Below are 12,176 nucleotides of genomic sequence, written 5' to 3'. Positions count from 1 at the left end.
TTTTAATAATTTTGAAATACGGGCTTTACTCTTATGGCATTTTCATAACATTTTAGCACACTAAGTACGTAAGAACCAAAATCCTCTGGAAAGGAAACTTTCAAAACTAAAAAACTCGCTTTCTCCAGATGCAACTGAATAATAAGGTTTTCCGTTGACTTGTAGGCGTAACATATCACCATCAATCTCTATTGCATTGCCCCTAGAATCAATGAGAATCGAAAGCGGATTAAGGGAATCTAATCGTTCAAAATAGAGACGATTTGAAGTGTCGTTTGTTACACGAATACCTAGTCTTAGAGGGGTTTTAGTCCACGGTAAGAATGGGATGGGGATAACCGACTGTATTTCTGTTTGAAACTGGACACCATTCATTTCGACAATGTAGCTTCTGCTAAGCTGTTGCCCAGATACCTCATCTACGTTCATTTTTGATGCCATTGCTTATAGAGCTAGTAACAAACAACTAAAATTTTCTTCTCTTAGGGCATCGGTTTGGTAGAACCAAATAAGTAGGTTTGAGCCAGTAAATCTAGGCTAAATTAGGGTTAAAAAAAATAGCGCTATTCTTTAAAAACTAGATTTAAACAGTCGCGATCCTACTTCATTTCATGGGTTTAATACGCTGAACTCAATAAAAGGCATCAACACTACCCCAGTCCAAATATTTTCTATTAGCTTATTTCTTCCACTCTCAAGGTCATACGCTCTGACCTGGGCTGCGTTGTTTTTATAGTTAAACCGAATCTGATAACTTCCTAGTTGAAGTTTTTCAAAGACCCAATAGCCCCCATTTCCAACTGAAATGGTAAATTGGAACTGGTTTCCCTCGTACCTGTACGAGGCACTTGGAAAGAAGGTGACAGCCTCTCCGGGCAGGACTGTGGGAAAATCCGACGCTCGTGGCCCTTCCAACCAATCTGAAAAGTAACTTCCCTGCCGTCGGATTTGACCATCTGGCATCATTAGTTCTGGGGTCATAGCGCTATAGAAGCAAAAGCGAACAGCAGTTGGGGTGTTGTTGGTAATGCGAATTCCCAACTGCACGGGAATGGAGACATCTTGCTGGGAAGCCGGAATAACAAACACCCTTTCTGGCATTAAGGTTTCAAACTGAATGCCATCCACTTCAACCGTATTGCTGTTATTCGATTGTTTAGATGTCATGTTGGCCATCCTCTCAATTCCCATATATTCCGTAGCAGTCAATCCTTTTGGTATATAAAAATGCGCCAATTCCCCAAACAAAACTAACCAAAAGCCAAACCGAAAAGAAAGAAGTTAAGGTTTTGAATGTGAAATTTTAAAGCGGCGATCGCACTTTCCGCTTCCTCATCGGTTTAGCTGAAGCTTCAAAATTCGTAGCTGAAATGTAAAACTGATAGTTATTTCGACCCTTTTCCTTAGCTTTATATAAAGCAGCATCTGCGTTGGTTAATAAAGTTTGGATATCTTCACCATCCTGGGGGTAGATTGCAATGCCAATACTGCTGCTGATATAAAGTTCGCGGTCTTCCAGATTCAAGGGCTGCTTAAAAGCATCTACAAGTCTTTGAGCAACCTTTTCAACCTCCAGTAAAGTATGAATTTGAGGCAGTAGCACGGTGAATTCATCGCCTCCCCAGCGAGCAACGGTATCGCCTTCTCGCAAACAGCTTGTCAATCGTTGGGCAACAACTTGCAATAAGCGATCGCCCACAGTATGCCCTAAAGTATCGTTGATAATCTTGAACCGATCCAAATCTAAAAACATTACCGCCAGCTTCTCCCGGTTCCTATGGGCATTTGCCAGAGACACTTCGAGGCGATCGCTAAAGAGCGTGCGGTTGGGTAAGTTAGTCAGCAAGTCGTGAAACGCTTGATAATGGATTGTGGCTTCGGCTCGCTTCCGCTCGGTGATCTCTACCACAGTGCCTTCATAACCGAGCAATCGACCGTCATCATCATAGAGCGCATAAGCATTCTCCGAAATCCAGATCGCGGTGCCGTCTTTGCAATAAACTTGAGACTCAAACCCCCAGACAGCACCTTGCTCCTTTACCAGACACATGAATTCAGCACGGCGACTGGGGTCAAGGTAAAGTTGATGCTCGATATCCGTCAGAGCCAATAGCAATTCTTCAGGTGAATCATAGCGGTAAATGCGGGCTAACATAGGGTTTGCTGTCAAGTAATGTCCATCTACCGTGGTTTGGAAAATACCTTCGACAGCATTTTCAAAGATACTGCGATACTTCCGTTCAGCCTGCTTTAATGCCTCCTCTGCCTGCTTGCGATCGGTGATATCGATGCCCGTGCCGATGACGTACTTGACGGAGCCATCAGCATCGCGCAGGGCACTGTTAGACCATGCAATCAGTCGCCAACTTCCGTTCTTGTTTAGCCAGTAGTTTTCATATTGATTTAACAACTTGCCTCTTCGTAATTCCTCGAATACAACTTTAACTGGCTCGACTTCTTCAGGAATTAAAAATAGATCCCAGATATATTTATTCCTCACTTCATCGAATGTGTAACCAGTTGTTTTTTCGCAAGCTCGATTAAAACGAATAATTTTTCCGTCTTGGTCGAGAACCACTACTAGACTGCCAACTGTGTCAAGGACTGCGGAGACGAAATTGCGCTCTTCAAGCAATGCTTCCTCGGCGCGTTTGCGATCGGTGATGTCGGTAATGAAGCCTTCGAGTCCAAGCACTTCACCGTCGTCGTCAAATACTCCTCTTCCTTTTTCCCATAACCATTTTTCTTGGCCGGATTTGGTGGAAATGCGATACTCAACTACATAAGGTTGCTTTTTGATGACTGCGGCCTCAATGGCTTGTAAAACGTTGGCTACGTCTTCAAAATGAGTGATAGCGTTATAGGAAATTCCATCACCTAAAAGTTCTTCGCTTTTATAACCAGTCAAGTTAAGACAACCTTCGCTGAGGTATTTCATTGACCATTGAGGATCGTTTGAACAGGAGAAAGCAATACCTGGAAGCGAATCAATTAGGGTGGCAAGCCGTCGTTTGCTTTCTCGGAGTTCTTCTTCCGAAGACTTGCGATCGGTGATGTCCTCTCGAACGCAAATCCAGTACTTTTTACTCGAAATTTCTAAAGCACTGATCCGGGCATAGGTAATGAATGAAGTTCCGTCTTTTTTACAGTTTTTAAATTCCCCGACCCAAGATCCTTGAGTTTGCAACTGTTGATTGATTTGAGCTAGAAGCAGTGCATTTTCTTCGGGTGAATTGGTATTGAGAACTGAAATGTGTTGGCCGCTCAACACGCCTCGTTCATATCCGAACATGGCATCGAATGCAGCATTGGTAAAAAATATAAACCCATTCTCGTCACACATATTGACCCCTTCTACCATGCTTTCTAGCACTCGCGCCTGGGTCTTTAGCACCTCCTGTATCCGTTTATGCTGAATTAGTTCGCCCAATTGAGTTGCAATGCCTGAAACCATCTCCACGAGTTGGTTATCCTCTTCGCGAGATTCAAACATGAAAAATACGAGAATGGCCAGCACTCGATCGCGATCGAGGATGGGAATTCCTAACCCGGCTTTCAGTCCAGGTTCTAGTGCCATCTGGCAACGCAAAAAAATCGAGTCAGACTCGTTGCAAACATCCTCGATCCACTCAGGTTCCTTGGATGACCAAACTCGCCCAGGTAAGCCCACGTTCGGTGGAAATGTCAATGCCTCGCTCAATTTTCTAAATTTCTCCAGATTATTGGTACTGCCGTACCAGACTGGGCTACATTCAAGAGTGGTGCCATCCAGGCGAGGAATCCATACTTCTCCATACTTCCAGCCTGTTGCTTCGCACACTTGACGCAAGGCTTCTCCCAGGGCGGTATGAAAATCTTGGGACTGGGCGATAGCTAGCGTCATGGCTTGCAAAAGTCGGGCTTCTTCTTGAATCTGCTTGCGCTCCGTGTTATCTTCATCCATATTAAGAACCGTGAAATTGTATTGTTTGTTGCAAAAAATGGGGGCAGCATAGTCTAGGGCTGGGGGAACCAACCCTATTGACTTAAAAAACCCCTGAGTGCTATAGTCAGCGATCGATCTTTGAGTATTTCAGTCATTAAAACCTTAATTCTGTTAACTGGTAACGCTTTTAAGAATTTTTTTTTTGAATAGCTCTGTTTTGAAGAAAAAGCGCAATTAAAGCTGAAATTTTGGCAAATTCAGCCCAAAAGCTTACACTGGCTTTCCCTAAGTTCCCCTTTACACCAGGACATCGAGAACAATCTAGTGCAGATTGGCAGAAAGAATCCTTCAATTTTAGAACTTACACAGCAACTCTACCTGTAGGGTGTGTGACAACGCACCCTACACTACTATTAGCGCCTAACGAGCAATTTTGCCTAGCCCCTGACCTATTGGCTCCAGATGCGGTAATAAGTATAGCAAAGTGCTGAGTACAACGGAAGCCGTGCATTCCCCAGTCGCTTCCTTGCGGGGAATAGTTCTATAGTGTCCTCGGTGGCATCGCCTGCTACTCCCATAAGCTAGGCTAGTGTAGCGGGGAGATCCTTTGCCTTCTACTGGCAACAGGCAGATAATATCGTTTCTTTGTAAAATACGTATCGTAGCACTGAGTGAGAAAGTATCACAGTAGGAGAAAGATCGATAAAGTGATAGAAACCCTAATTCCCTCATAATTCTTTAGTTTTAGTGACTTTGGTGATGCTCTTACCTCTGTGCGGGGCATTCTATAAACAGGCGTCAATATAGCTGCTACCTAGTATGTCAATCCCGATTATTCTCGTAGAACCCCTTTTGGCTCAAAAACTTCCCGCCGTCAAGCCCAAAGCTTCGCCGCCAGATCTACCCTGGATGGGAATCTCTGGGGGACTGGTTTTACTGCTGATTGGTTTAGGGGTTTTTTCTTATCTACAGACAACCAGACTGGCGAAGAAGATCCGGTTTGAAGAGTTCAGAACGCGAGAACTCGATAAAAAGTTAAAGCTGGCTCTGGAAACGATCCGAAAAATGGAAACCAATCCAGATTTGGTTCACTCGCGAGATTTTAACTTGGATTATCTGCGGCTGCGGATGTCCGAGGAGGTGTTTCACTTTGCGATCGTGAATCAAATTAAGGTGAAGGTCAAAGATAAAATTTCTCTGGCGCTGCGTCCAACTCAAGTTGCACCAACGGCTGCTACGGGTAGTACCGCTAATGCCGGAAGGCAAGTCGATGAACAATTTGATGTGGAGTATCAAACTGTAGACAATCCGAAGGCGAAGAAGGCTGTGCTTTTCCGCATTCAAATCCGCTTGATGAAGTTACCGACTCAGGCAACTTCGGCGACGATAAATCAAATAATTGACTGCATTGAAACTTTCTTGAGTCCGTCTGATGACCAGGATAACTGGCAACCGACGATTCAAGGTCGCATTGTGCATATGCAATGGGATCAACAGGCTAAGCCCACACCTATGTTAGTGCTAGACCAATCCCAGGACGGTGTGAATGTTAGTTTTGCCACTAAAAGGGTGCCTGGAGCAGCAGGGCTATCCGATCCGCTGCCTCCGCCGCCTCCCCGTGCGACGCCTCAAGGTCAGAACAAAACGTCAGCAGATAAGACTAAATCGAATAAACCGTCAGGGACTCCGGGTAAACCTAATCAAACGTCAGGGACTCCGGGTAAACCTAATCAAACGTCAGGGACTCCGGGTAAAGCCAATCCGGCTAATAAAAAAGCAGGCAAGTAGCGCTGAGTGCTGAGTGCAAATGCTCTCCTGCTCCTCTGCCCCTCTGCCTCTCTGCGGCCATAATGATTCAGACACAACCGGAAACGATATCACCCCTTAGTTATGAGATGCTCCAGTCAGGGCTGCATCTGGGCGCAAACCACCATCCTCCATCTGGACGATGCGATCGGCTATATCCAAAATGCGATTGTCGTGAGTCACCATTAAAATGGTACACCCTTGTTCTTTTGCTAAACTCTGCATTAATTCGACTACATCGCGGCCTGATTTACTGTCTAAAGCAGCCGTGGGTTCGTCTGCTAAAACTAATTTGGGATGACTTACTAAGGCACGTGCGATCGCAACTCGTTGTTTTTGTCCACCCGAAAGGTTATTGGGATAGTAATTGACTCGATCGGCTAACCCTACAGCCTCTAGCATAGCGGACGATCTAGACTTGACTTCCTGTTGAGAAAAACCATTATGCAATTCCATCGACATTCGCACATTTTGCTCGGCAGTTAAGCACTTTAGCAAGTTATGCGCTTGGAAAATATAACCAATTTGGCGACGAATTTTCACCTGTTGATTTTTGCTAGCACCGCGAAGTTCTTGGCCTAAAATTTTGAGGCTGCCTTCTTGAATTGACCGCAAACTGCCAATTAAGGTCAACAAGGTGGTTTTTCCACACCCGGATGGCCCTGTCAAGATGACAACTTCTCCGGCTTGCAGTTCTAGGCTAATGTCAAATAAAGTTTGTTTCTGGAGTGTGCCTTCTCCAAAGTAATGATTGAGATTTTCGATTTCAACAACTGGTTGATTGGTCATGGGAAATTTCAAATCTGAAATTTTAAATCTGAAATCTAAAATTAGTTATTGGTAAAATTTTAAAAGATGTCGGCTGGATCGGCAGCTTGTAGTTTACGTACTGCGATCGCACCCGAAACGAAGCACATCACCACAGTCAATATCATCACTGTGGATGCCAGATCTAGAGTCATTATCATTGGTAGTCCAGTGCCACCTTTGGCTACATTATACAGCCCCAATGAAATAACAAATCCGGGAATGTAGCCTAATACTGACAGAATTATTGCTTCTTGAAAAACTACATTCAACAGGTATAAGTCTGTATATCCCATTGCTTTAAGCGTAGCATATTCTGGCAAATGATCTGCTACATCGGTGTAAAGAATTTGATAAACAATAACGATCCCAACAATAAATCCCATTCCTACACCTAAGCCAAAAATAAATCCGATCGCAGTGCTTGTTTCCCAGTAGTGTTTTTCCATTTGGATAAAACCTTTCATCGTCAGCACTTTCACGTCGCTGGGCAACTTTTTCTTGAGATTTTCCAAGACAATTTGTGGATCGGCACCCGGTTTTAGATTGATAAAACCAACATCAATTTTCTCTAAAGAACGCTTGGTTACGCGGATAAAATTCAAATCGCTAGTGATGACATTTCCATCGGCTGTAAAAGAAACACCGAGTTTAAATAATCCACCTATTTTAATTCGGCGATCGCTTAACTCAGTTGTAACTGTTTTACCTTGTTTAAATAGCTCTGCCACCGGCCCAAATTCAGCCCGCGAAGCTTCATCAAATAGAAATATATCGGGAATTTTTATCTTATCTAGTTGTTCCTTTACTTCAGGCATATCGAAAACGGGTCTTTCCGGGTCAAACCCAAAAATGAAAAGCGATCGATTATAACTGGGATTTACAGGATTTTTCCAGCTTCCGGGTGCGATATACAAATAGCTGACTGATTCTACGCCTTCAAATCCTCTAGCTTGGTACAAACGAGTGCGGGGAAATTCGACCATTTGACCTAGAAATTCCGAGCGGGGACTGACTAAAACCAAATCTCCTTGGAAACGCTCGTGGATGGCGATCGCGCTATTAAAAAGGGCTGTTTTAAAACCCAGCTGCATAAACATGAGCAGGTCAGCAAAACCAATACCTGCTAGGGCAATTAGGAGGCGCATTTTTTCGCGAGTGAGTTGGAGCCATGCTAAAGGTACTTTCATTTTTCTGGTAGTGGGGAACTTTCTGGAATAGCTGTAGAATTTGATGGTGAAGATGTGACATCGATCGCAACTTCTACTTGTAAATTGGTTAAACCTGTGACTTGTTTGCTATCTTCAGGAGCGAGGCGAATTTTAACTTCTACCACTCTGGCATCTTGCTGGGCTGCGGGGTCATCATTAAGAATATTTTTCTTACCAATTTTTAATCCTAGCTGGTCAACTGTTCCTTGCAATTTGCCTGTAAAAGCACTACTTTGGACTGTAGCTGGTTGACCCAAACGGACTTGAGCGATTTCGGTTTCATACACTTCTGCAACTACATACATTTGGTCTGTTTGTCCCAGTTCGACAATTCCGTTATCGCCGATGCGTTCTCCGGGACGGGCGTTAATTTTCAAAATTTGACCAACGACGGGCGATCGGACCAGGGCTAAATCTAAATCTACCTGAGTTTTTTTGACTGTGGCGATCGCACTTTCTACCTCAGCTTGCGCCGCTTGTACATCCGTAGGACGCACCTCGGAGATTTGGTTTAAAGTGGCTTTGGCTTGCAGGATCTGTTCTTGTAAGGTGTTTGCAGTTTGGTTGCGGGTCGCTTTGGCTTCGTTGATTTGCTCCAGTAGGGTTTCCTCAGTCTGGGTTAAGGTAGCTTTCGCCTCGTTGATTTGTTGAACTAGAGTTCGATCGGTTTTAGTTAGGGTAGCTTTCGCCTCGTTAACTTGTTGAAGCAGCGTTTCTTCAATTCGTTTTAGACTAGCTTTGGCTTCATTGAGATGTTCTTGGGCGGTTTCCAATTCCAGCCGCTTGCTATCAAATCTGGAGGGTTCTATAGCACCTTGTTTATATAGCATCTGATAGCGTTCAAATTCCGCTGCTGCATTACGCAGTTGAGCTTGTAAGCGAAGAATTGTGGCTTGTTGAGAATTCCTTTCTCCAGAAAGCTGGGCTTGCAGGCGAAGAATTGTAGCTTGTTGAGAATTCCTTTCCCCATCAAGCTGGGCTTGCAGACGAAGAACGGTGGCTTGTTGAGTTTTTCTTTCCCCAGCAAGCTGGGCTTCCAGACGAGCTATTATCGCTCTTTGAGTGGCAATTTCGCCATTTTGCTGGGCTTGCAGGCGGGAAATGTCGGCTTTCTGAGCGGCTATTTCCCCCGCTTTTGCCCCAGCTTTTACCTTGGCTAGATTAGCTTGGGCAACTTGGACTTGTTTTTTGGCTTCCTCCTGAGTCGCCAAACGCTGTTCGTAGGTATCCAAAATCGCAATAACTTGTCCTGGCTGAACTTTATCTCCCTGTTTCACTAATAGTCTTGTCAGCCGCGTTCCCTCCAAGGAACTGGCGGCTGAGAGTTGAATCAATTCGCCTTGGGGTTCTAAACGTCCCAAGGCTGTCACCTCGATCTTTGCAGGCGTACTCACTACGGGTGGCGGCACTATTTCTTGAGCTTTCCTCAGTTCGTAGATCTTGTATAAACCAAAGGCAGTTGTGCCTAGAGCGCCAGCAACTGCTAGAACTAAGATCCACCGACCTTGAGGTTTTAAGAATTTCAAATCCTTTAACGGTGATTCTAGCCCCATGATTTATTTAAGAAGTTGTTTTATCGGGTTCGCCTTTGACCACAACTAACCTGATGGTGTAGTTGTGGCATCCACACTTGATTACTTTTAGCAACAACAATTACTGTACTGGTGTTTTAGGCGATCGTGCTAAACGAAGTCGAATAGAACTGTACTCATGTAATTTTCGGCCCATTCGAGGCCAAAAGCTTTTTCCAGGACTCGCCGAGTTTTGTCGTTTTTCTGCTGTTTGGTGCAGTAGTAGCGTTGACCGGCGAGAATGTTCTCTAGCTCCTCTTCTGATGAGACTGGCTCTAGGGCTAAAGCTTGCTGACAGTGAATCTCTAAAAATGCTTTGACGCGATCGAGAAATTGGGCTTCTTCCTCTGCACTACCAGGTCTGATAAATAGGCAAAATTCGGAGAAAATATCACCCCATTCGGGAAGTTCGCGGGGTTGAGAGAAGTTTGCAGCAGGTAGGGCGGCGAGACCTTCTCTATATCCGTCTGGCAAGGTGAGGTCGCGGTTTGTGGAGGATAAATCTACGATCGCCGCACTAATTTGTCCCCGTCCTCCCACCAAGTCGGTGCCAAACATCGGCAAGGCGTATTCGGGACGGGGAAACATCACGCAATGCAAAATATCCAGATTTGCACCAACTTTTGCCAATTCCAGGTGCATTTTGCGAAATTGCGGTGACTGGTAGCATCGGTTTTCAATGGTCAGTTTTTCTCCTTCCAGTCGTCCTTCCACATATCCCAATTCAGCTGGCAGGTGGTAGGGTTCTAGGTCGAGGAAGCTTTTCCAGGTAGACTCGATGCAGTCAGCTAACTGGCGAATCAGGGGATGTTGTTGTTCGCGCAGGGAAGGTTTTAAAGTTTCTGGCATTTTGATTTTTTTTCAGTAATTCTAGCAGATGCAGGACTTATAGCTAGGGACTAGGGACTAGGGGCTAGGGACTAGGGTCAGAAAGGTTTAGAATCCGCCAACGTTTGGTGGAATTCAGAATGTCCTAAACGACGAAAGCGGTTGCTATATATAGCCCTTATAAGGTAGATGAGGTATGACTGACAGCTTATAATAACCGCTAAATTAAGAGGGCTAAAGCCCAACTACGTACCTCACTTACTTGAGAACCGCTATATCAAATCCGGGTTTGTTACCCCTTGATGGCAAATTTTACTAAGCATGAATGGTTCATGGTCATTAACCATGAACCGCGAACATTTACATTTAAGTCTCTTCAGAAATCTCTAAATCCTTTCGGGCACTCTCCGGCCACACACCTTTATCAACTATATAGTGCCTGTAGTAGAAGATGGGAAAAATAATTGCGATCGCACCCAGTCCATACCACAGAGCATTTGGATCGAAAACATTAGCTCCAAAGATTATGAAGGATAAATTGAGTAAAGATAGAATTGGCCCCCCCCAATAAACAAGCCAATCGGGAGCGCGGAAAGCACGGGGCTGGTTAGGCAATTGTCTTCGCAGCATCCAGACTGCATTCAAATTCATAAAGACGCAGAGGAGGTACGCCACATTGCAGGCTGCGATGACAAAAATTGGGTTCCCCAAACTCAGTAAAACCATGTTAAAGATCAGGTCAGCCCACATAGCTCTGGTGGGGGCACCATGCTTGTTTAGCTTACTCAAAAACTTGGGGAATAAACCATCTATTGAAGCCTGATATAAAGTTCTGGAACTGCCAGACATGGGTGTGACAATTCCCAAGATCAACGCTAAAATCAGCATCAGCGTCAGCAATTTGCCAGATCCACCCCCAAAGGTAACCTCTGCTAGTTTGACGACTGCCGCTTGGGGATCTCCGCCGATAAAAGCTGGATCGGTAATATTACTCATCCCCAACACTCCTAAAAAAGTGAAGGGGAAAATAATAAAGCAGGCAGCTGCAACTGCCCCAAGTACGATAATAGCTTTCAAGGTATCCTTTACGGGGTCTTTAAATTCGCTCACGTAACAGACTGCAATTTCAGCCCCGTAGGTAATATAGCCTCCGATGAACAACCCACCCATCATCAGAGTGAAGGCAGTACCGCTCAACCAACTGGTTGTGTTTTGTGGAATGAAAGGTAGAAAGTTGGCTGGATTGATTTTGCCGGTGAGCAACGGTACGATCGCAAGCAGGAGCAATGGAATCAAAGATAGAAGCGCCAGCGCAAACTGTATCTTTGCCGTTTGGAGGATACCCCTATGCTGCATATAAAACGCCAGCAGCAGAATTACCGCACTACACAGGATGATCCCGTTGAGCTTGAAGGTGATTCCCGGCAATATCCCTGAAAGGTCGAGCAGGGTGATGGAGAACTTCGCCAATGGCGTATCTGCCAAAAAAGCAGTCACGATGTAATTTCCTGCCAGCGCCGCTGTAACTGCCAGCGCCCCAGACCAAGTGATCCAATAGCACCAAACATTGATGGGGGCAAAAATCTTGCCGTAGCGAAGCCATGCGACTGCGCCGTAGATAGAAGCTCCTCCCGTCTTGTTCGGAAAGATAGCCGCCAGCTCGGCGTATAAAAAGAGTTGCATGAAACCGATCGCAGTTGATAGCGTCCAGACAAGTATCGATGGCGTGCCTACAATTGCCGCCATTGCGCCTATGGCCACCAAAATCGATGGTAATACACCAGCGCCAAGCCAAAAAGCTTCTTTCCAATCTATAGTTCTCTTCATGATTTTTCGATTCTTTCGGAATTATTATGTGCCTTTTTAGGTTGTAGGGGCGAAGCAAACGGGCAAAACATCGATCGCTCTCCCCCTAGATTTTCTGCCCGTTTGCTTCGCCCTCTACGATGACTGATACCAAATCCGCAACGATTACCCCCTTTATGTCTATAGGCTGTAGAGACGTTTCATGAAACGTCTCTACAATGT

The 12,176-nt window shown here is 45.0% G+C and carries 9 protein-coding genes; 1 reads left to right on the top strand and 8 read right to left on the bottom strand.

The window, feature by feature from the left end; translation table 11 throughout:
• Positions 1-60 precede the first annotated feature (60 nt).
• The 3 genes from LAY41_RS31595 to LAY41_RS31585 form a co-directional block, all read right to left on the bottom strand.
• Positions 61-429 carry a hypothetical protein gene (locus tag LAY41_RS31595; protein ID WP_249106608.1) on the bottom strand — a complete coding sequence of 123 codons (369 nt, stop codon included), beginning with the start codon at positions 427-429 and terminating at the stop codon, positions 61-63.
• 180 nt (positions 430-609) lie between these two features.
• Entirely contained in the window at positions 610-1,167 is a 558-nt protein-coding gene (locus LAY41_RS31590) for a hypothetical protein (protein WP_249106606.1), read from the bottom strand.
• Between the two features lie 136 nt (positions 1,168-1,303).
• The gene (locus LAY41_RS31585; protein ID WP_249106604.1) at positions 1,304-3,943 is read right to left on the bottom strand and encodes a PAS domain S-box protein; all 2,640 of its coding nucleotides are present in this window, start codon (positions 3,941-3,943) and stop codon (positions 1,304-1,306) included.
• An 801-nt stretch (positions 3,944-4,744) separates the two neighbouring features.
• On the opposite strand from LAY41_RS31585, the gene LAY41_RS31580 reads away from it, so the two are divergent.
• Positions 4,745-5,713, top strand: a complete 969-nt coding sequence (locus LAY41_RS31580) for a hypothetical protein (protein ID WP_249106602.1) — start codon at positions 4,745-4,747, stop codon at positions 5,711-5,713.
• Between the two features lie 96 nt (positions 5,714-5,809).
• Here the strand turns inward: LAY41_RS31580 and LAY41_RS31575 are convergent, their stop codons facing one another.
• The 5 genes from LAY41_RS31575 to LAY41_RS31555 form a co-directional block, all read right to left on the bottom strand.
• Positions 5,810-6,520 carry a DevA family ABC transporter ATP-binding protein gene (locus LAY41_RS31575; protein WP_249106600.1) on the bottom strand — a complete coding sequence of 237 codons (711 nt, stop codon included), beginning with the start codon at positions 6,518-6,520 and terminating at the stop codon, positions 5,810-5,812.
• A gap of 59 nt (positions 6,521-6,579) precedes the next feature.
• Positions 6,580-7,728, bottom strand: coding sequence for an ABC transporter permease DevC (gene devC, locus LAY41_RS31570; protein ID WP_249106599.1), 1,149 nt, complete (start codon positions 7,726-7,728; stop codon positions 6,580-6,582).
• On the bottom strand, positions 7,725-9,302 hold the full coding sequence (locus LAY41_RS31565; RefSeq protein ID WP_249106598.1) for an ABC exporter membrane fusion protein: 1,578 nt from the start codon (positions 9,300-9,302) through the stop codon (positions 7,725-7,727). Before LAY41_RS31565 ends, devC begins: the two co-directional genes overlap by 4 nt.
• 129 nt (positions 9,303-9,431) lie before the next feature.
• A complete protein-coding gene (locus tag LAY41_RS31560; protein ID WP_249106597.1) occupies positions 9,432-10,169 on the bottom strand; it encodes a phycocyanobilin:ferredoxin oxidoreductase in 738 nt (245 codons plus the stop codon).
• Between the two features lie 345 nt (positions 10,170-10,514).
• The gene (locus LAY41_RS31555; RefSeq protein ID WP_249106596.1) at positions 10,515-11,975 is read right to left on the bottom strand and encodes an APC family permease; all 1,461 of its coding nucleotides are present in this window, start codon (positions 11,973-11,975) and stop codon (positions 10,515-10,517) included.
• Positions 11,976-12,176: the final 201 nt, after the last annotated feature.

Source organism: Argonema galeatum A003/A1, assembly GCF_023333595.1.
In the GTDB taxonomy this organism is placed as follows: Bacteria; Cyanobacteriota; Cyanobacteriia; order Cyanobacteriales; family Aerosakkonemataceae; genus Argonema; species Argonema galeatum.
The sequence above is the reverse complement of the archived record's forward strand: the minus strand, read 5'-3'. Positions and strand labels throughout refer to the sequence as shown.